This is a genomic window from Anaerobium acetethylicum, assembly GCF_900096945.1.
GTDB classification, from domain to species: domain Bacteria; phylum Bacillota; class Clostridia; order Lachnospirales; family Lachnospiraceae; genus Anaerobium; species Anaerobium acetethylicum.
The window spans coordinates 1-21110 of sequence record NZ_FMKA01000043.1 but is presented as its reverse complement, the minus strand read 5'-3'; the positions used below and the strand labels follow the sequence as shown (position 1 = coordinate 21110).

Sequence of the window (21110 nt, the reverse complement as noted above, 5' to 3'; positions counted from 1 at the left end):
TGGTCAGACCAGCTTCCAGAGGAATGCAGGAAACCACGCCGTTTATAAATCAAGCGGCGTTAACTTTATCGTCAGGCGGATGGTTTGACGTTTACATTGCATCGGATTTTGAAAATCATCTAAATAACAGGGAATTTTGCGAGATGGTGCAGGAGATTATCCAGTACGGAATCCGCAGGTACCAGAATATGTACGCCCGCCGGTATAAGGATACCAATTTTGAACTCTACCAGAAATATACCTATGAGGATGTCTGTCGTCTGCTGAACTGGGATAAAAATATGAACGCACAGAATATCGGCGGATATTTCTATGACAAGACGACCAGGACCATGCCGGTATTCATTAATTATGTGAAGGACGAAGGCAGCATCGCATATGAGGACAGGTTCCTGTCGCCGTCGAAGCTGATCGCACTGTCGAAGCATCCGAGGAAAATCACATCAAACGATGCTGTCCATATTTACAATGCAAAGGAAGAGGGCAACCGGATTTATCTTTTTGTAAGAAAATCGAAGGATGATAAGGAATCGAAGGAATTTTATTTCCTGGGCGAAATCCATGCTGTCGGGGAACCCAATCCAATCACGATGGAGGCTACGAAGGATGATGCGTTTGAGATCATGTATCATTTGGATACGGTGGTGAGGGAAGATGTGTATGAGTATCTGACGACATGATAAGCGAAAAGATATCCTGGCACAGCATAAAATAGATGAAATGGGAGAATCGTATATAGGGTTTTCGGAAGAACTTAATCATCATAATAATTTGTTTAAAATGCGGCTGTTATTGATAAGGGCAACATTTCTTAGTTTGAAGCCCAGGGCCAGTAGGGTTGTACGTATGTCATACCCCTGGAGTATCCGTAATAAAAATTATATTGATATTTCGTTAGAAAAATTATATACTTTTTCTAACGAAAAGAATGTGAGGTTTGTTTTATGGAAAGACCAAAGTATAATCAGGCAATTATCGATAGAATCAATGAAATGGCAGATGGGACGATATTTATTACATCTGATTTCGCAGATATAGCAACTGTCCCTGCAATTAATATGGCTTTGGCTAGATTAATGGAAGAAAATAAAATCAAGAGAATTATGCGTGGTGTGTATGAAAAACCACGGTATAGTAAGTTGCTAAATGAATTTGTAGCTACCGATACAGAGAAAGTTGCATATGCAATTGCTAGAAATTACAATTGGTCTATAGCACCAGCCGGAGACACCGCTTTAAATCTTTTAAAATTATCTACACAAGTTCCAGCTGTGTGGCTATATGTAAGTGATGGTCCATATAAGGAGTATAAATATGATGATATTAAAATCAAATTTAAACATATATCCAATAAAGAAACATCAGGGTTATCTTATATCACAGCACTGACGATTCAGGCTATAAGAGCAATTGGAAAAGGTAAAGTGACTGAAAGAGAAATTGATATTTTAAAGTCTGTTTTAACGGATAATGATAAGCGTAAAATAATGGAAGAAGCAAAGGGGACTACTGCATGGATATATGATGTTATTAAAAAAATAATTCGAGAGAGATTGCAAGGAGAAATGAATGGATAAAGTTGCAAAATTAAGTAAAGAAGAGCTAGAGGAATTGTTTAGAAATACTGCGAAGAAAATGAAAATGCCGCCTGCGATTATAGAAAAAGACTTTTGGGTATGTTATATGCTGGATTATTTGTTTCACCGATGCAAGTGGAGCAAATCATTTGCCTTCAAAGGTGGAACAAGTCTTTCTAAAGCATATAATCTGATAGAACGTTTTTCAGAGGATATAGATTTGATTCTTGACTGGCGATTGATTGGGTATGAGTTGGAAGAGCCTTGGTTAGAACGATCGAATACACAACAAGACTTATTTAATGAGAAAGCAAATGAAAATGCGGCAATTTTTTTGGAAAAAGAATTTATACCTGAATTAATGAATGATATAGGTGAAGAATTAGGAACGGATATAAAATTCTATATAAATCCTAAAGATAAGCAAACAGTAGATTTCGTATATCCACAGATATTCGATAATCCGTCAATATTACAGGAAATACGATTAGAGATAGGTGCTCTGGCAGCATGGACTCCAGCAAAAGATGTACTTATCACTTCTTATGCAGCGGAGCAGTATCCACAATTATTCGATAAGCCTAGTACATCTGTATGTACAGTAACGGCAGAACGGACGTTTTGGGAAAAGATTACGATTCTACATAAAGAAGCCAATAGGGTATCGGGAGATTTGCCTACAAGATATTCGAGGCATTATTATGACTTATATTGCATGAGCCAGACGGAGGTTAAAGAGAATGCGTTTATTGATATAGATTTACTGAAAAGAGTTGTTGAATTTAAAATTTAAATAAAACTTATTGTCACACCATTGACACGAGCACTGGTAAAACCTACTTCAGTGCCTTCGACGTCAGAAATGTTAACCCGACGAAGATGCTGTCCTGGTCCCTCGGCACTCAGTTCAGTCCGTAGCACTTTGACTATATCATCATTGGTGTAACCAGCAGGGCTCGGGAGTTGTTTGGACAATATTGAAATAGTATGAGTAGCTGACGACATAAAAAAACGAAAAATTCAGACGTGAAAGGAACCAAAACCATGGGAAAAGGATTACAATTTAAAATAATTATAAAAGACAGCAGTCCATTAGTCTGGCGAAGGATTGTGGTACCGGGATATATTAATTTTGCACAACTTCATGAAGTGATTCAAGCCGTTTTTGGTTGGGAGAATGCCCATCTGCATGATTTTTATTTTCCGAAGATTAATGTTCGAATACCGGGAGCAGCACCATTTGGGGATGAGGAGATGTGCGAAAACATCAGAGTGAAGAATCTGTTGGGATTCGTTAAGTGGTTCTATTACACTTATGATTATGGTGATAATTGGGTTCACAGGATTGAAATTGAAAAAGAAATTGAAGAATACCCGTATTCCTATCCCCAGGTAAAAAAATATAAAGGTGAAAATTTTCAGGAGGATAGCGGAGGAGTCTTCGGGTCATGGGAAGAGGAATTTGATGAGGAAGACGAAGAGGAATATGGTATAAGATCGGCATTAAATGACGAATATTCACTGAGTGACATAAACGAATATTTACAAAAAACATTCAATCTGATTGGCGAGAGAAAGGCAATTATTAGAAATATTGATGAAATTGGAACAGATCAATTCAGAAAATTAGATATTTACCTGGAACCGACTGTAAAAGAAGTGAAAACATACCCCAACGATCCGTGCCCTTGTGGAAGCGGGAAAAAATACAAGAAATGCTGCGGTAAATGATCTTTGAAGGATCAGCAGAAAAAATCCCGACTCCGCTCCGCCCGCCGGGATTACTGCCCCATCGTTAAAAATAACATTTACAAGCATCGCAGTTCTGTGATACAATCGGAAACGGTTGCAAAAAAATTATATAAATATGCTGGTTTAATTGGAAACGACACATGCGCGATAAAAGCGCTGATAACGAACAACACACGTATATTCAGATGCTCGTTATGCAGAAAAGGAGATTTCAATTATGCCAAAAAACAAGTTTCAAAACGTTATTTTTACTATGATTATGGCCTTTCTTATGGTCTATGCAATGATTTGCTTCAATATTGCCTTAGACAAGGGCGGGATGAGCAACAGTATATTCCTGATTGCCTTTCATGAGCTGCTTCTTATGTGGCCGGTGGCAATTCTTCTGGAATTGTTCGTGGTTGAGAGGCTTGCGTCCCAGTTAGCCTTCCGGATCATATCGCCTGATGACAAGCCGATTTTTATCCTGTTGGCGATTTCGGCAATGATCGTGTGCCTGATGTGTCCCATGATGAGCATGGTGGCTACCATTCTTTTCAAGAATCCGGGGAAAGAGCTGGTTGCAGTCTGGCTGGAAACGACATTGATCAATTTTCCGATGGCATTAGGCTGGCAGATCTTCGTTGCCGGACCGTTGGGAAGATGGATGTTCAGGAGTATTTTCTTTGCAAGTGAACCAATTAAACAACAAAATATATAATGTCTGTAACAGCCCTGTCTTGCATTGCAATTCAGGGCTGTTTTTTTCTTCGGAGCAAAGTATGAGTATGAAGAATGCTGTAAAATTGAAAACGGGATTGCCATGTGTTAAAATGGGGAAAACATATGCGGAAAATCTATGGGAACAAGTGGGACACTCCCGACCTATTAAAAGAGTAAAAAGATGCTTGACTCTCCCGTTAGGGGAGGCCTTAAAATGAATTTACAGGGAAAGAGGTGAACAGATGTATCGGATCGGTGAATTTTCAAAAATGAGCAAAACAACAGTAAAGGCCCTTCGCTATTATGATGAAATTGGCCTTCTTAAGCCGGAGAAAGTGGATGAGCTTACTGGATACCGTTTTTATACGACCAGGCAGCTGATGGAGCTGCACAGAATCCATTCGCTCAGGCAGATTGGATTGTCGATCGAAGAGATCAAGCTTATTGTGTCGGGAGAAGTAACTGTTCAGAACCCCTGTCGCGCGAGGTGTTTTTATGCTGAATTTGCATAAAAACCCGAGACATGCGTGCGCCAAATTGCTGATTTTGCAATTTGTGTGCATCATCTGTGACTATGAAGGACGTAGTCCTGAATAGTTACCGGGAGAAAATGAGGAGTTCATCCTTCAGAAAAGAAAAGCGGAAATACTGGATCAGTTATCCGATATGACTGCACAATTAGCCCAGGTTGAATTTATTTTACAAAACAAGGAGGATTTTTTTATGGATTATATCGCTACGATCAAGGAGCTGCCAAAGTGCATTGTCTATTCCAAAAGGCTGACTGTTCCGAATTATGACGCCTATTTTGACGTGATTCCGGCAATTGGAGAACAGGTAACAAAAAAATATCCGGATTTGAAATGTGCAAAACCGGAATATTGCTTCATCAGATATATGGATGGGGAATATAAGGAAAAGGATATCAATATCGAGTTTTGCGAAGCAGTGGAAGCGATGGAAGAGGATTTTGACGACATCGTATTTAAGAAGATGGATTCTGTCCAGGCGGTCTCGGTCATGCACAAAGGTCCGTACTCGGAACTTTCAAAGGCTTACGCATTTGCATTTGACTGGATTGAAAAGAATGGATATACGGTTTCGGATTCTCCGCGGGAGAATTATATCGATGGCATCTGGAATAAAGAGGATCCCAAAGAGTGGCTGACCGAACTCCAGATTCCGATTATTACAAAATAAACAACTGTTCAGCCCCCAGTGCGCTGCCAAGGCAGCGCACTATTTTTCTGCCATGAAATAAATTCATATTTTCCTTGTTTATAGTGTAACTTTTTCCGATAATATACGAATAACTAGTGTACAGGCACACTGACAATTGTCAAGATACCAATGTGTCAGTGTACGGGTATCAAACAAAAGAAAGTCAAACGAGGTGCACTTCAAATGATTTCTGACAAAACTCTGTATGCTTCCTTTTTAGAGGGTGACATCTCATCCTTTGAAGAGCTTGTCATACGACATCGTCATAGTTTGGTTTATTTTATCATGCAGTCTGTCAAAAGCTATCAGGTAGCGGAGGATATTGCGCAGGAGGTTTTTGCTTATATTTATATGAAACCGGGGCAGTACTGTCCAGAATATGCTTTTCAGACATTTCTGTTTATGCTGGGTAAACGACGGGCTATAGATTTTATAAGGAAGGAAGTGAAATATGCTCATACATCGCTGGATGAGCTTGATATAGCGGATGCGGCTACTCTGGAAGAACTGATTTTCAAAAAAGAAGAGAGCGCGTATCTGAGAAAATATTTAAATGAATTAAAGCCGGAATACAGGCAGGTGATCCTGCTGATTGATTTTCATGGTTTTTCCTTGATAGAGACGGCTAAGGTGATGGACAAATCGGTATCAGCCGTTAAAGTATTGTCACACAGGGCGAAAAAACGTCTGAAACAGAGTCTGGAGAGGGGAGGTTTTTCTTATGAAATCTGATCGTGAGTTTTTGGACGGCATTTATGAAAAAGTAGAGAAGGCGGAATCCGATCAGCCTCCGAAGATCAGAAAAAGAGCCAGATATGTGAAATATGCGGGCATGGCGGCAGGGTTTCTGGTGCTGGCGTTTTCGGCCATGTTCCTTAATCGCTTTACAAAAAGCGATGATCAGAATGCCGCCACGCCTGCAGCTTATGAAGTCAGAATGGTGGATTTTTCTGAGCAATTAATCGCACAGGCATCGGATATCGTAGAGGTTGAGGCGAGGGATGACAATGGCGGGATGGTGGTGGACATCACCAGGAGCTTTAAATCCTCTGGAAATGATCTGAAGGGACTGCCCGTTGCGGACCTGGAAGCGGCCGGCCTGTCGGCAGGGCAGTCGGCTGTCGTTTTTGTGGACGCAGACGCTGGCGGCACATCGGTCATGGATGTTTTCATCGGGGATGCGGATCATCTCAGCTACACAAATCAATACGGGGAAACAATAGAGTTAGAGAGACTGACTGGCTTGGAAAATGAAGGAAAGAAGGAGCGTTAATGATGAAAAGACTGGTTTTGATGTTAGTGGCTATGGCAGTGATGGCAACTTTGTTTACAGGATGTTCCAAAGCGGGAACGGATGTCACGGCTGCTGAAATAATGGATGCAATAAAAGAAGCGTATGGCGAAGAGTATCTGCCTAATACGGAGATTCCTGCGGAATTTCTGGAGTCTGAATTCGGGCTGACCCCGGATATGTACAAAGAGGTCAAGGCGGAACAGCCTATGATCGGCATGCATCCAGACCGGGTCGTTGTGGTAGAAGCGGCAGAAGGAAAGGCAGAAGCTGTGGAGGATGCCCTGAATGCGGCAAGGGAGAGGAAGCTTGGCGATACCATGCAGTATCCCATGAACCTGCCGAAGATTCATGCGACGAAGGTGGTTGCTGAGGGGGATTTTGTATGTTTTCTTCTTGTAGGGGCGATCAATGAGAATATGGATATGCCGGAAGAAGAGGCAAAGCAGTTCGCAGAAGATGAGGTGGAAAAGGGAGTCCAGGCTTTCACGGGACTGTTCAAATAAAAGCAGCGAGGGAATGACATGGTATTCAGCAGTTTGACTTTTTTGTTCTATTTTTTGCCGGCCTTATTAGTGATCTATGTTCTGGCTCCTGCTAAACTGAAGAATCTGGTAATGATCATCGCAAGTTTCGTCTTCTATGCATGGGGGGAAATCCGGTTTATACCGGTGATGCTCTTTTTGTCGGTGGAGGATTTTATCTGTGCAAAATTAATGGAAAAGCATCGCAACGATGAAAGGAAGCGCCGGATCTTCATGCTGGTTGCAGTTGCAGGGAATCTGAGCGTCCTCCTGTTCTTCAAATATACGAATTTCCTGCTGGGGAACCTGTTTGGACTGTTTGGCATGGAATCGCCATTTGTCCAGATCATTCTTCCGATCGGAGTGTCTTTTAATTCCTTTCAGTCCATATCCTATGCCATTGATGTTTACCGGGGAACGACAAGCTGTGAAAAGAAGTTTTACAATTATCTTGCCTATACCACGTTGTTTCCGCAGATTATCGCCGGCCCGATCGTAAGATATGTGACGGTGGAAGATGATCTGGATGACCACAGGCTGACAAGGGACAGCTTTTCAAGGGGAATGCGGCGCTTTATCCAGGGGCTGGCAAAAAAGGTCCTGATCGCGAATAATGTGGGGCTGTTGTGGAGCCAGATCGCCGGAGGAACGGCGGAGCTTTCGGTCCTTTCCTATTGGACTGGCATACTGGCTTATGCGTTCCAGATTTATTTTGATTTTTCGGGCTATTCTGATATGGCAATCGGTCTTGCGGGGATGTTCGGACTGCATTTTGATGAGAACTTCAATTTTCCGTATACGGCAAAGAGCATCACCGAATTCTGGCGCCGCTGGCATATTACCCTTGGCGCCTGGTTCCGTGATTATGTCTACATCCCCCTTGGAGGAAACAGGGGATCGAAGCTGAGGCATCTCAGAAATCTGCTCGTTGTATGGGCTCTGACCGGCTTATGGCATGGAGCATCCTGGAATTTCCTCATATGGGGGCTGTATTTTGCCCTGATTCTGAGTGCCGAAAAGTATTTCCTGCTGGGGCTGCTGGAAAAGGCGCCGCCTGTATTCCGGCATGTCTATACCTTGTTTCTGGTAATGGCAGGCTGGGTCATCTTTTATTTTGAAGACCTTGCCCTGATGAGGGATTATCTTCTGGGGATGGCTGGTCTTAAGGGCGTGCCTCTGTATAATGACCGGGCGTTTTATGATCTGCTGAGCTACGGGGTTATCTTTGTTCTGGCCGCTTATTTTTCCACACCCCATTTCAAGACGGTGCTGGACAGGGTTGAGAAAACATCCAGACCCCATGTCATGGCATGCACGGCCTGCGCCTATGTGCTTGTTTTTGCAGGCTGCACCGCCTATCTGGTGGACAGTACGTATAATCCGTTTTTGTATTTCAGGTTTTAGGGTGGAAAACGGCTGGATGAGGAGAGAGGGAATTGAAGTTTAATAAAATTTTTTTCTATACGGTTTTCCTGGCATGGGCCGGCCTGATTATATGGAATCTGGTTCAGCCGCAAAAAGTGTTTTCGGAAAATGAAAACCGATATCTGGCAGAAATGCCGGAGTTCTCTTTCGACAAGCTTGTGGACGGGGAGTATATGGACGGGATCGATGCATATGTCAGCGACCAGTTTGTCATGCGGGAACAGTGGATCCACATGAAAACAATGTTGGAGAGAGCGATCTTCAAGCAGGATATTCATTCTGTATATCTTGCCAAAGACGGCTATCTGATCGAGAGGCATGATTATGATGACGTCCCGGAAAAGCAGGCGGAAGAGAATCGTGAGTATGTAGCGGAATTTGTAAAAAAGTGTGTAGAAAAATATGCAGAAAAATATGCAGAAAAGTATGCTGAAAAACATGCGGAAAACTATGCGGAAAAATATGGCGAAACGACTGGCATCGGCAGCATCAAAGTCATGCTGGTTCCCACCGCATCGGAGATACTGCCAGATAAGCTGCCGCCTTTTGCAACGGGGTATGACCAGGGCGCTTACATGGACCGGGTGTCAGAATCCCTTTCGGAACATAGTTTCATTGATCTCAGAGACACCTTCTGGATGCACCGGGACGAGTATATCTATTACAGGACGGACCACCACTGGACAACAGCGGGAGCATATGAAGCTTATGTGCAGTGGGCAGAGGAGGTCGGGATCAAGCCCTTTGGCAAAGAGAAGTTTGAGATTGATCTGGCATCGGACCGGTTTTACGGAACCATACATGCAAAGCTTCGTGTGAATGTGAAGCCGGATGATATTTATCTGTATCAGGTGAAGGAGGATATGGGGTATCAGCTGATCTATAATCTTACTGACAGGTCGGATAGCCTGTATGACTATGAAAAACTGGAGGGAAAGGACAAATATGCGGTTTTCATGGGAGGGAATTATGGGATCGTTGAAATCCGGACCAATCAGAATAACGGGAGGAGGCTTCTTGTGGTAAAGGATTCCTTTGCGAATTCCTTTGTGCCGTTTGCGGCAAACCATTTTGAAAAGACTTTTATGGTGGATCTGCGTTACTATCACGCCGGGATTGAAGCGCTCATTGAAGAGAATGAGATAACGGATATCCTTGTGCTGTACAGTACGATCGGATTCGCAAAAGACATCAATATCGCTAAGATCATGAAATAGATATAAAGTGAAGTCATTCATTGAGTCGAAAAAAACAGTCCTGTCTTGCATAGCAATTCAGGGCTGTTTTTGTTGTCCTGAAATTTGAAATGTCCAGCTATCGGGAGTCGAAATCGGAAGATGCCGGTCAGATTCCTTCCGCGAACAGGCTGAATCCGGGTCTATTCGAATAAAACAAAATTTACAAGGAGTAATTGGTGATTATATCTAAAAAACATGTAAGATAAATTTGCAATTAAGCACATGTACCAAAAATACGGAGAAATATTTGCGAAATAATTCGAAAAATAATCCGAAAAAACGGTTCCTATTGTCTGAATCAAATGCTATAATAATGCCCATGATTCAATCATAAGGAGGGAAATTATGTTAAAGTTTTACAGAGCTAAGAGAAGTATCAGTATTTTCATGGTGTTGACGATGATTTTGTCTTTTATTCCGGGCAGTTTTGTCAGTGCTGAAGCAACGGAAATTGCTGGGACACAAACAATCCTGGAATCTGATGCAACTGGAATAGTTGCGGATGTTTTCGAAAATCAACCGGGTGGAAATTCGGTTTGGAGAGTGACTGGGGACTTCGCAGGTCTTGATAGTTGGGATCCGGCGAATTCCCAAACGGTGATGAGCCATATCGTGGGAGAATATTATGCATATTCCATGGTGCTCGAAGCCGGATATTATGAGTTCAAGTTCACCAGAAATGGAGGATGGGACGGCTGTCTTGGTAATAATGGCAGCAATTTTTCAATGAGTTTATCAGAAAAGACGAAAGTCAATTTTTATCTCAATGACGAAATGCAGGGAAATGATAAGCTTAGAACGAATATCGGCACGCTGGGTGGTGTTGGCATCAACCAATATGTGCCGGTTTTATCCCAGGAACAATGGCCGAGATTAGTTGGCGACCTGCAGACGGCGATTGGTGATGGTGACGGGATCGTTTGGAATCCTGGTGCTGCAAAGCGGATGTTTGTAGACTATTATTTTAATAACAGCGTATACAAATTGCAAAGAACCATCAACAAAGGCAGCTACGAATGCAAGGTTGTGTTTGGGAACAACTGGGATGCTCCGAATTATGGTTCGCCAGAGGGGAATCTGAAACTTGGAATTACAGATGACTCGGCGAACGTGACTTTTTCGATTGATTGTTTTGCACCGTCGAAATTCCTGGTGCATGATTATAAGCCGAAAGACCTGATCTATGACGGGATGATCGACAGAACAGGACTGTATTTCGACAGCCAGTCCACGGTCTATAAAAAGCCGTTCGGCGCAATCAGACAGGGGGCGGAAGATGCGACATTCCGCATTGCTGCCAATGTAAATGATGCACAGTCGGTAAAATTGGAACTGATCAATGGCAGCGGGATATCCAAAGCATATAATATGGCAGTTGTGGCCGTGCTGGATAATAAGGATTACTGGGAAGTTACCGTGCCGAAGAGTGAATTTACTGAAATTGGGGTATGGGGGTATAAGTTTATCCTGATTGATGGTGTGACCAAAGCAGAATATGGAGATGACGGTGTGAGCGGCAGTACGGGGGCAGTTTCGGCAGAAGGACAGACACCGTATAACCTGACGGTTTATGATGCGGGCTATCAGACGCCGGACTGGATGAAGAATGCAGTGGTATACCAGATCTTCCCGGACCGCTTTTATGATGGCGACAGCACCAACAATTCCGCAAAAAATGTGGATGGTGTAAGAGGAGATGATGTTCAGTTATTTGACGGAACGGCATGGTCCACTCTGCCTGAGAATCCAAGACATTCAACAGAGGCAAACAAGCCTTATTATCCGAATGCAACTACGGATTGGGTATGGTGCAATGAATTCTATGGCGGAGATATCGAAGGCATTCAGCAGAAGCTGGGATATCTGCAGACACTCGGAGTGACGGCGATCTACCTGAATCCGGTATCCTGGGCGGCATCGAACCACAAGTATGATGCAACGGATTACAGACACCTGGATCCAATGTTTGGGGAACCGGTATATAACACGCTGGGAGATCCTGCCTCCGGACTGAATTATGCAGCTACCAAGCAGGCTTCCGATGCAGTGTACCAGAACTTCTCGGATGTCTGTGACGATTTGGGAATCGATCTGATCAGTGATGGCGTATTCAATCACGTAGGTGATGATTCCATCTATTTTGACCGTTACAGGAAGTATCCGGAAATTGGTGCTTATGAGTTCTGGAGCAACGTCTATGACAAAGCCGGAGAAGGCGCTTCAGCCGACAGGCTTGCGGCAGCTGAAGCGGAAGTAAGGGCAGAATTCAAGGCGCTGATCAATCCTTCCACCGGCACGAATTATACCGAAGAGGATTTCTGTTATATCAACTGGTTTACAATCGGACAGAATAAGGTTGTTGGCGGGGATGGAAATACGCACTATGCATATGAAGGATGGTGGGGATACGATTCTCTTCCTGTCATTGCGACTGAAACGGAAGGAATTACGAATCTGAGCAATGATTCGAATGCATCCATCGCAGGTGCCCACGAGTATAATAATGATACTTACCGCGAAGAGGTAATCGGTTATGATCTGGCAGGCCTGACTGACGAAGCGGCCGGGGCTGCAATGCAGGACGTGAATTCGCAGAGATGGCTGTGGATGGGATCAAGCGGCTGGAGGCTTGATGTTGCCCCAGACGTATCCTATGAAACATGGAAGCAGTTCAGGCGTTCTGTAAAATCGGCTGCGGGCAGAATCGACGCCAATGGAAATACGATTGACGAACCGGTTATTCTGGGCGAAGAATGGGGAGTTGCGACACACTACCTGCTCGGAGATACGTTTGACTCTGTTATGAATTATCAATTCAGGGCTGCGATTCAGAACTTCATTGTCAATAACGGTGATGCAGCAAACCTTGATAACGCGCTTGAAATCATCAGGGAAAATTATCCGGAAGAGGCATGGCAGGCAATGCTCAACCTCGTGGATTCTCATGATACCGTTAGAAATATCACCAAGATCGATAACCCTTCCTGGGAAGAAGAAAATACGAGGATTGCACAGGAAGCATCTGCAAGGGCAATTAAGCTTCAGGCGCTGACTGCAATCTTTCAGATGAGCTATCCAGGCGCACCGACCATCTATTATGGGGATGAAGTCGGGGTAACCGGAACGAAAGATCCGGATTCAAGAAGAACCTTCCCCTGGGAGAGAGTGGCACAGGCGGCGGACGGAACCTATACCGTTTCAGCTGAATATGATGCGGCTTATGGCGATTTGTTCGATGCTTATGCAAAAGCGGCCGAAGTAAGAAATGGGAACAAGGATTTATTTGCAACCGGAGATCTTAAGACTGCTTATGCGAAAGGTGATGTCATCGCCTATGCAAGAAAGAGTGCAACGAAGGGCGGCATGTCGATTATTAACAAGTCGGATGTGGCTGTAGATATTACGGCAGATGTAACTGATTTTCTTCCGGATGGAATTGTCCTTAAGGACCAGCTGGGAAGCAATATGGAAGCAACAGTAACACAGGGCAGGCTGGTTATGACTGTTCCGGCTTATACCGGTATGATGATGGTTTCTACAACCGATCTTACTGCCCTTCCTTCAGCACCGGCGAATCTTGCAGCGACAGCCATCGAAGGAGCAACAGGTGCGGTGGAACTTTCCTGGAATGCGGTAGAAGGTGCGGATGGATACCTGCTATATCGCACGATGCTGGAAGGAATGGAAGGAGAATTACTGACAACGGAAGCGGTTGTAACGAACACCTATACAGACACCGCTGTGAAAAATGGAACAAGATATTACTATTATGTGAAGACGGTTGACGGAGGTATTGCGAGCGTGAACAGCAATACTGCGACTGCTCTGCCAAGCTATAAGATTCAGTCGGTCAGCAAACCAACCGCTCTGGATCCGATTGATATAGGGGTTGGCGTAAAGACTGGCCAGACGACTGTGAACATAAGAATTGACGGTCTGACGGACAATGCGGAATATGCAAATAAAACAGTACCTGGTCTGAAGTTTGCCCTGGCATATTATAAAGCGGGCTCTGACCGCAGTACTGCAAAAGAGACAGAACTGTATTATAGTGCGGACACTGTCGACGGCAAATCCTACACGGCTTCTTTTGAACCGACAGAGGAAGGAACTTACTATTATTTTGCAAAAGCGTCTGTCAACAATGGGTATACCTATACGGAATCAGAGGAAGCAACGATGGCTGCAACCTTGACGAAGGTCCTGGCGGAGCCTGTTGCACCGGTTCTTAAGGCTCCTAATCAGGAATCGAACAGGGTGACGCTGGGCTGGAGCGTAAGCTCAAAGGATAATATCGCAGGATTTGATGTGTACCGTACAGAAACGAATGCGGTCAATCCGGTAGAAATCAGAATAGCAACCCTGGGAACAGAGAGTTTAAGCGAAATCCAGGAAAATGGAGGAACGGTCTATACAGCCGGCTACACGGATTATTCGGTAAGTAACGATACGCAGTATAGCTATCGTGTAGATGCGTTCAATGCAGATTATGCAAGAGCGACCTCCAATACAATAAGCATAATGCCGCAGCTGACAATGGTAGATGTCACGCTGAGACTTCATATTCCGGCAAATGTCCTGCCTTCGGCAACGGATAATATTTATGCGGCATGTGATGCTAACGGCTGGAACGCATCCGGATGGCAGTTAAAGAAGCCTAGCGGTGCAACGGACAGCAATATTGTAGAATATACATTCAAAATGATGACCGGAAAGAAAATACAGTATAAGTATACAAGGGGCACCTGGGAAACAGAAGCTCTGGCAAGCAATATAGAAAATGACATCACTTCTCCTGGAAACTATGGATACAGTTCAACAGAGACGAACATGAGTCTGACTGTCAATAACCAGGGCGATAACAAGATGCTGGTTGATGATTATGTACTCAGATGGGTAGATATGCCGATGATGATTACTGTGCCGCGTATTTCGTACAAAGGTGAAACGATCGAATATGCAACAGAAGAAGCTTCCTTTAACCTTCAGGCAAGTGTTCCGTTCGGAGGAATGTTTACGGTAAACGGAGTCGATATCAATACGATGAAAGCCGGAGCATTAAACGAATATGGCATCGTCAGACTTGATAACATACCGCTGAAAAAAGGCGTCAACGAATTTATCCTTCATACAGAGCCGACAGAGGAAACAAAAGCGATGACCTGGTTAACGGATACCGGAAGAATCGGCAGTCAGATGACCGCAACTACCGTAATCCGCATTACCAAAACGAGCGATGATGTGGCAGATCCGGTGACAGATCCAGTGACAGATCCAGTGACAGATCCGGTGACAGATCCAGTGACAGATCCAGTGACAGATCCAGTGACAGATCCAGTGACAGATCCAGTGACAGATCCGGTGACAGATCCAGTGACAGATCCAGCGACAGATCCGACAACAGATCCAGTGACCGATCCAGTGACAGATCCGACAACAGATCCAGTGACCGATCCAGTGACAGATCCGACAACAGATCCAGTGACAGATCCAGCGACAGATCCAACGACAGATCCGACGACAGACCCAACGACAGATCCGACGACAGATCCAACGACAGATCCGACAACAGATCCGGCAACAGATCCAACGACAGATCCGACAGCAGACCCGGTGGAGAAATTTTGGAACTGGGTGGAGTCAGAGTTCGGAATGAATTCATCAAATGTGGTAAAACAGCTGAAAAAGGTGCTGGGTAATTTACCACAGGAATTCAGCTGGTTTATTTGGAAATAAAAGGGCTTTTTTGAAATCATCAGATAGAATCATAAAAGGAAGAAGTGCGGCCGGTTTTCTGGCCGCACTTCTTCCTGATTTATTCAGCGAAATCGAATTTTTTTCTATACATAAGCCTTTTCTGTGGCTGTGAAAGTCATGCCCTGAATCGTTTTACAGGGTTTCAGTCAGCCATTCCTGCTGCAGTTTATTTCGCTTTACATGGTCCCGTCGATCCCCTGACGATGAATTTGGGGCGCAGCAGAAGCTTGCTGATCGACAGATCGTTTATCAGGCTGTCAAGCACAAGGAGGGCGCTCTGGCCGAGTGCAGTCCGGTCCTGCCTGATGGTTGTCAGAGGGGGCGATAGATACTGGGCGATTGGAAGGTCGTCAAAGCCGATCACGCTGATATCTTCAGGAACCCTGTATCCGAGCCTGGCAGCTTCGTTGATCACTCCGGAGGCGATCAGGTCGCTGGCGCACATGACCGCTGTGGCGCCATGCTCTAAGAATCCCGGAACATGGTCCTTTGCACAGTCGGGAAGGAAGCAGCCGTAGCGGATCAGGTTCTCGTCCGGGATGAGGCCGTGGCTCTCCATGCAGGAAGTGAAGGCGTTCTGGCGCTCTTCTGTAACCATGGAATGTTCAGTGCCGTTTAAAAATGCGATCTTTTTATGTCCCAGTTCTGCGAGATGGCTGACAGCGGCATCTATGCCTTCCTGGTTTTCGGTGCCGATATAAGCCACGTTTGGATTTCCGGCAATCTGGTTGTCCAAAAGGACTGTGGGAACCCTGGTCTGAATCAGCTGCGCCATATAATCGTCGTGCAGCGTCAGGCCAAGAAAGAATGCGCCGCTATAGGAATTTTTCAACATGAAACTGTCATACCGCCTGCTTGACTTCATGCTGAGGTTCGTCGGAATAATCGTAACGTCCATATGCTTTTTTGAGGCGGCCCTTTTAAAGCCTTCAATGATTTCGTATCCAAACTGGTCGATGTTTTCATAGCTCATGTTTTCAATCAGAATGCAGATTTTTCTTCTTGAAATATCTTTCATGCTTTTTGGGATGTAGCCCATTTCAAGTGCGGTATCGAGTACCAGCTGGCGCATCTGTTCGCTGATGTCGCTGGCGCCGTTGATGCCTTTTGATACGGTGCTTGTAGAAATCCCGAGTTTAGTGGCGATGTCTTTTATAGTAGTCATTTGTTAATCTCCCTATGATGAAATTTCGGTAATGGTTCGGTTATCTATGTGATTGGTGTTTTGTTTTGCTGATTTTCGTATTTTAGTATACACGAAAGGGTGAATTTTTACAAGAGAGGACCTTTCGTAAAGGAAAAATAGACAAAATGAAGGGAGGTAAACTGAACTATATTGCTGAAAAAATCAAAAACCGGTTATATGGCATCGTTTTTGTGTTGACAACAAAAAAATACCGTGATAGAATTCGTTTATAGAAATGCGAAATATTTCGAAAATAAACAACGAAAGTTTTAGAGGGAGCAGGGAGCGCGTTAGCAGGAGAAATGATAAAACACAACAATGAATAGTGAGAAAATTTAACTAAAAACAATTAAAAGACGCAATTAAAGAGAGTAAAAGGCAACAACATTGACAAATTGAGTCAGAAGTGGTATTTATATAGTATATGAAGTTCGAAAAAAAACGAAACATTACAAGAAAAATACTGCTGGCTAGGTTTTAAGCGTAAGTCAGAAGGGAGAATTTGAAGTGAGCGAATTTCAAAAAAGTATTGAAAGAATTTTAGATGTGGATTTTGAGAAGGGACCGGAGACGGCATCCGCATCGGAGCTGTACCAGAGCATTTCGAAAGCCGCAGTCAGGCACATAAGGAAGACGTGGGAGGCGCAGTCAGGAACAGAGAAGAAGAGGGCATGCTATTTTTCTTCGGAATTTCTGATTGGAAGACTGATCCACAATAACCTGCTGAGTGAAGGGCTGTTAAAAGAGACAGAGAAGTATCTGGAAAAGCACAATATGGACATCAGCCTGCTGGAGGACATTGAAGATCCGGCGCTTGGAAACGGAGGGCTTGGAAGGCTGGCAGCTTGCTATCTGGATTCTGCGGCCACACAGAATATTCCGCTGGACGGATACGGGATCAGATATAGATACGGCCTGTTCAAACAGTATTTTGAAGACGGCTTTCAGAAGGAAACGGCTGATGACTGGCAGAGCTGCGGAGATCCGTGGTCGGTCAGGAAGGAAGACGAGAAGGTAAAGGTATCCTTCGCTGACCAGGAGGTATATGCAGTACCTTATGATATGCCGGTAATAGGCTATGGGGCTGTTACGATCAATACCCTGAGGCTGTGGCAGGCGGAACCGCTCTGTTCATTTGATTTTGACCTGTTCAATGCGAATAAATTCGACCAGTCCGTAAAAGAGAGAAATGATGCTGAAAGGATTTCGGCGGTCCTGTATCCCAACGATGAAACGGATGAAGGAAAGAAGCTGCGTATCAGGCAGCAGTACTTTTTCACAAGCGCTTCGCTCCAGTGCATGGTAAGCAGATTCAAGAAAACGCACGGAAGCAGTTTTGAAGAATTTCCGAATGCCTATGCAGTCCAGCTGAACGACACGCATCCGGTGGTAGCCATACCTGAACTGATCAGGATCCTGGTCGAGCAGGAGAATCTGACATTTCCGGAAGCATTTCAGATAGCTCGCAGCACTTTTGCATATACGAACCATACAGTCATGGGCGAGGCTCTTGAGAAATGGACTGTCAGACTGTATAAGGCTGTAATACCAAATGTATACACCTATATCCAGCTAATCCAGAAGGAACTGGTGAAGGACTTAAGAAAAAAAGGAATCAGCAAAGCGGAGCTGGCTCCGTACAATATTGTTGATAAAAATACGATCCATATGGCAAGGATGGCGGTATACGCGACAAGCTTTACCAACGGGGTTGCCAGGATCCATACGGAAATCCTGAAGGATGATGTGCTGAAGGAATGGTACAGGATCTATCCGGAACGCTTCCAGAACAAGACGAACGGAATAACCCAGAGAAGATGGCTGGCACTTGCGAATCCTGAACTTTCCTATTTTATAACTGAAAAAATTGGAGATGCATGGATAACCGATCTTTCGGAAATCAAGAAGCTGGAGAAGTGGAAGGACGACGAAACCGTAATCCTGGAGTTCGACCGGATAAAAAAGATGAAAAAGAGACAGCTGGCAGAGCACGTAAAGAAAATGGAAGGCATAGACATGAATCCGGAATTCATCTACGATGTCCAGATCAAGAGGCTGCATGAATATAAGAGGCAGCTGCTGAATGCATTTTCTATTCTGGACACTTATTTCGGGCTGAAGGACGGACGAATCAAGGATTTCACCCCAACCGTCTACCTGTTCGGAGCAAAAGCGGCACCGGGATATAAGAGGGCAAAGGGCATCATCAAATTCATCAATGAGATCGGAAGGATGATTGCACAGGATAAGGAAGTTGCAGACAGGATGCAGGTCGTGTTCGTTTCGAACTACAATGTATCCTATGCAGAAAAAATCACTCCGGCTGCGGACATTTCCGAGCAGATATCAACAGCGGGAACGGAAGCCAGCGGAACAGGGAATATGAAATTCATGCTCAACGGGGCCGTGACCCTTGGAACTCTTGACGGCGCAAATGTCGAGATCGTGGAACAGGCGGGCGAAGAGAACAATTACATTTTCGGGGCGAGGGTCGAGGAGATAAACGCAATCAAAGACACCTACAATCCTAAGGAAATCTATAAAAATGACAAAAGAGTCCGCGCGGTGGTCGATATGCTGATCAATGGAAAGCTGGATGACGGCGGAACGGGTATTTTCAAGGAACTCTATGACTCGCTTCTGGAAGGCGCAAGCTGGCATAAGCCGGACAACTACTTCATCCTGCATGATTTCAGGGCATACTGCGATGAAAAGCTTAAGGCCAACAGGGAGTTCGGGGACATTACAGCGTTCAGGAAGAAGTGCTTTTTAAATACCTGCAACGCGGGAACTTTTTCTTCAGACAGGGCAGTAATCGAATACGCGAAAGAGATATGGAAGCTTTAGGATGTATTGAATGTGTTTAGTGTGCTGTATCACTGTTTAAGTAAAGGTCAATGATACAGCACACTAGTGCATATTACAATAAAGGCAGCTGTCAGATTTTTCGTACTCAGAAATGGCTGATGGACTGGCGGTAAACAAAACAACAGGAGGGTTAATTATGAAAAAGTTTAAAAAGATCGTAACATTGATGACAGTGGCGACAATGGTTGGGGCAAGCCTGATGGGCTGCGGCAAGGATGATACTGATAATAACACAAACACTGCAGAAGAGACGAAAGAAGTGACAGAGGTAACAGAAGTAGCCTTAAAGGTGTGGGGACCTCAGGAAGAACAGGCTGCTAACGGCAGCTACAGCGAAGGCATTTTAAAGGCTATGTGCGACAAGTTCGCTGAAGAACATCCGGAATGGGATATCACCTTCGAATATGGCGTTGTTTCAGAAGCTGATGCAAAGACTGAATTGAACAAAGATGCAGCAGCAGGTGCAGACGTATTCATGTTCGCATCAGACCAGACTGCAGAGCTGGTAGAAAACGGCATTCTTGCACCCCTGACCCTTTATGCGGATGATATCATCGCATCAAACGGCGAGGCAGCCATAGAAGCAGCTACCTTTGATGACCTTCTCTATGCGGTTCCATTTACTCCGAACTCATGGTTCTTATATTATGACAAGAGCAAGTTCACGGAAGACGAAGTGAAATCCTTAGATGCAATGATGGCAAAAGATCTGGGCGCTGATGTTGACAACTTCTCCATCGATCTCGACAACGGCTGGTATAACGCAGCTTTCTTCTTTGCAGGAGGATGCACACTGTTTGGTGAAGACGGACTTGATGCGACAGACTGTACCTTCAACAGTCCGGCAGGCCTGGCGGTAGGAAACTATCTGGTCGATCTTGCAACAAGCGACAGGTTCCTGATGTTTTCGGATGGAAATGCACTCACAGCTTTTGCAGATGGCAAACTCGGAGCATACTGCTCAGGAACATGGGAAGCAGCAGCAATCCAGGAAGCTCTTGGAGAAAACTATGGTGCTGCAAAACTTCCTGCTATAACATTGGACGGAAAAGAAGCACAGTTAAGCTCATTTGCTGACTTCAAATACATTGGCGTAAACATGAATTCGGAATATCCGGAAGCTGCACAGGCTCTTGCTGCGTACCTTGGCGGAGAAGAATGCCAGAAGATCCGTTTTGAGGCAAGAAGCATTGCGCCTACAAACATCAATCTTGTTGAAGATCCAGCAGTGGCAGCGAATGCAGCTGTGGTTGCACTCAACGAACAGTCAGGCCATGCGACCCTTCAGTCGACAATCGCTCAGATGGGCAACTTCTGGACACCGGCAGAAGCATTTGGAGCCGGCGTATACTCAGGAGAAATAACGAAAGAGAATATGCAGGAAGCATTGGATGCATTTGTTGAAAGCATTCTGACGACTTTGAAGTAGCATTATACAAAAGGGTGCTGCAGTGATGCAGCACCCTTTTCGTATATAACTTCTCGGAGTTAGAATCAAAAGATGCAAATGTAGATTGAAAATTGAATATTGGTGATTTTGGAAAAAAAGAAGAAATTTTGTGTACGAGA

15 protein-coding genes and 2 pseudogenes are annotated in these 21110 nt (G+C 44.5%); 16 read left to right on the top strand and 1 reads right to left on the bottom strand.

Translation table 11 applies throughout. The features are described 5' to 3' along the window. From BJR36_RS18075 to BJR36_RS21240, 14 genes and pseudogenes are all read left to right on the top strand, one after another. A partial coding sequence (locus BJR36_RS18075; RefSeq protein ID WP_139133578.1) for a DUF3427 domain-containing protein occupies positions 1 to 680 on the top strand: 680 nt, incomplete at its 5' end. Positions 681 to 944: 264 nt separating this feature from the next. Beyond that, positions 945 to 1577 carry a DUF6088 family protein gene (locus tag BJR36_RS18070; protein WP_091236836.1) on the top strand — a complete coding sequence of 211 codons (633 nt, stop codon included), beginning with the start codon at positions 945 to 947 and terminating at the stop codon, positions 1575 to 1577. Further along, positions 1570 to 2370: a nucleotidyl transferase AbiEii/AbiGii toxin family protein gene (locus BJR36_RS18065; protein ID WP_091236835.1), complete on the top strand. Its 801-nt coding sequence runs from the start codon at positions 1570 to 1572 to the stop codon at positions 2368 to 2370. The genes BJR36_RS18070 and BJR36_RS18065 overlap by 8 nt, the downstream gene beginning before the upstream one ends. A 251-nt stretch (positions 2371 to 2621) precedes the next feature. Then, positions 2622 to 3308: a plasmid pRiA4b ORF-3 family protein gene (locus BJR36_RS20450; protein WP_091236838.1), complete on the top strand. Its 687-nt coding sequence runs from the start codon at positions 2622 to 2624 to the stop codon at positions 3306 to 3308. Positions 3309 to 3546: 238 nt separating this feature from the next. Continuing rightward, positions 3547 to 4029 carry a DUF2798 domain-containing protein gene (locus BJR36_RS18055; protein WP_091236834.1) on the top strand — a complete coding sequence of 161 codons (483 nt, stop codon included), beginning with the start codon at positions 3547 to 3549 and terminating at the stop codon, positions 4027 to 4029. A 244-nt stretch (positions 4030 to 4273) separates the two neighbouring features. Then, positions 4274 to 4543, top strand: coding sequence for a MerR family transcriptional regulator (locus BJR36_RS18050; protein WP_091236833.1), 270 nt, complete (start codon positions 4274 to 4276; stop codon positions 4541 to 4543). Positions 4544 to 4754: 211 nt separating this feature from the next. Further along, positions 4755 to 5231: a GyrI-like domain-containing protein gene (locus BJR36_RS18045; protein ID WP_207648908.1), complete on the top strand. Its 477-nt coding sequence runs from the start codon at positions 4755 to 4757 to the stop codon at positions 5229 to 5231. 204 nt (positions 5232 to 5435) lie between these two features. After that, positions 5436 to 5984, top strand: a complete 549-nt coding sequence (locus tag BJR36_RS18040; protein WP_169823775.1) for an RNA polymerase sigma factor — start codon at positions 5436 to 5438, stop codon at positions 5982 to 5984. Further along, the gene (locus tag BJR36_RS18035; protein WP_091236830.1) at positions 5974 to 6525 is read left to right on the top strand and encodes a hypothetical protein; all 552 of its coding nucleotides are present in this window, start codon (positions 5974 to 5976) and stop codon (positions 6523 to 6525) included. The genes BJR36_RS18040 and BJR36_RS18035 overlap by 11 nt, the downstream gene beginning before the upstream one ends. Before the next feature lie 2 nt (positions 6526 to 6527). Next, positions 6528 to 7049: a DUF4358 domain-containing protein gene (locus BJR36_RS18030; protein WP_169823774.1), complete on the top strand. Its 522-nt coding sequence runs from the start codon at positions 6528 to 6530 to the stop codon at positions 7047 to 7049. A 54-nt stretch (positions 7050 to 7103) separates the two neighbouring features. After that, the gene (locus tag BJR36_RS18025; protein ID WP_242875656.1) at positions 7104 to 8471 is read left to right on the top strand and encodes an MBOAT family O-acyltransferase; all 1368 of its coding nucleotides are present in this window, start codon (positions 7104 to 7106) and stop codon (positions 8469 to 8471) included. Between the two features lie 32 nt (positions 8472 to 8503). Beyond that, on the top strand, positions 8504 to 9709 hold the full coding sequence (locus tag BJR36_RS18020) for a DHHW family protein (RefSeq protein ID WP_091236827.1): 1206 nt from the start codon (positions 8504 to 8506) through the stop codon (positions 9707 to 9709). A 366-nt stretch (positions 9710 to 10075) separates the two neighbouring features. Next, a pseudogene (locus tag BJR36_RS21245) lies at positions 10076 to 11692 on the top strand (pullulanase X25 domain-containing protein); the annotation flags it as partial. Continuing rightward, a pseudogene (locus BJR36_RS21240) lies at positions 11693 to 12889 on the top strand (alpha-amylase family glycosyl hydrolase); the annotation flags it as partial. It abuts the pseudogene before it with no gap. A 2764-nt stretch (positions 12890 to 15653) separates the two neighbouring features. On the opposite strand, the gene BJR36_RS18010 reads toward BJR36_RS21240, so the two are convergent. Next, on the bottom strand, positions 15654 to 16652 hold the full coding sequence (locus BJR36_RS18010) for a LacI family DNA-binding transcriptional regulator (RefSeq protein WP_091236825.1): 999 nt from the start codon (positions 16650 to 16652) through the stop codon (positions 15654 to 15656). 528 nt (positions 16653 to 17180) lie between these two features. On the opposite strand from BJR36_RS18010, the gene BJR36_RS18005 reads away from it, so the two are divergent. Further along, positions 17181 to 19520 carry a glycogen/starch/alpha-glucan phosphorylase gene (locus tag BJR36_RS18005; RefSeq protein ID WP_091236824.1) on the top strand — a complete coding sequence of 780 codons (2340 nt, stop codon included), beginning with the start codon at positions 17181 to 17183 and terminating at the stop codon, positions 19518 to 19520. A 157-nt stretch (positions 19521 to 19677) separates the two neighbouring features. Further along, on the top strand, positions 19678 to 20970 hold the full coding sequence (locus tag BJR36_RS18000; protein WP_169823773.1) for an extracellular solute-binding protein: 1293 nt from the start codon (positions 19678 to 19680) through the stop codon (positions 20968 to 20970). Positions 20971 to 21110 lie beyond the last annotated feature (140 nt).

What these genes read in the sequence shown, in the direction of transcription:
- BJR36_RS18070 (WP_091236836.1), top strand. Translation starts at nt 945, where the DNA reads ATGGAAAGACCAAAGTATAATCAGGCAATTATCGATAGAATCAATGAA.
- BJR36_RS18065 (WP_091236835.1), top strand. Translation starts at nt 1,570, where the DNA reads ATGGATAAAGTTGCAAAATTAAGTAAAGAAGAGCTAGAGGAATTGTTT.
- BJR36_RS20450 (WP_091236838.1), top strand. Translation starts at nt 2,622, where the DNA reads ATGGGAAAAGGATTACAATTTAAAATAATTATAAAAGACAGCAGTCCA.
- BJR36_RS18055 (WP_091236834.1), top strand. Translation starts at nt 3,547, where the DNA reads ATGCCAAAAAACAAGTTTCAAAACGTTATTTTTACTATGATTATGGCC.
- BJR36_RS18050 (WP_091236833.1), top strand. Translation starts at nt 4,274, where the DNA reads ATGTATCGGATCGGTGAATTTTCAAAAATGAGCAAAACAACAGTAAAG.
- BJR36_RS18045 (WP_207648908.1), top strand. Translation starts at nt 4,755, where the DNA reads ATGGATTATATCGCTACGATCAAGGAGCTGCCAAAGTGCATTGTCTAT.
- BJR36_RS18040 (WP_169823775.1), top strand. Translation starts at nt 5,436, where the DNA reads ATGATTTCTGACAAAACTCTGTATGCTTCCTTTTTAGAGGGTGACATC.
- BJR36_RS18035 (WP_091236830.1), top strand. Translation starts at nt 5,974, where the DNA reads ATGAAATCTGATCGTGAGTTTTTGGACGGCATTTATGAAAAAGTAGAG.
- BJR36_RS18030 (WP_169823774.1), top strand. Translation starts at nt 6,528, where the DNA reads ATGAAAAGACTGGTTTTGATGTTAGTGGCTATGGCAGTGATGGCAACT.
- BJR36_RS18010 (WP_091236825.1), bottom strand. Translation starts at nt 16,652, where the DNA reads ATGACTACTATAAAAGACATCGCCACTAAACTCGGGATTTCTACAAGC.
- BJR36_RS18000 (WP_169823773.1), top strand. Translation starts at nt 19,678, where the DNA reads ATGAAAAAGTTTAAAAAGATCGTAACATTGATGACAGTGGCGACAATG.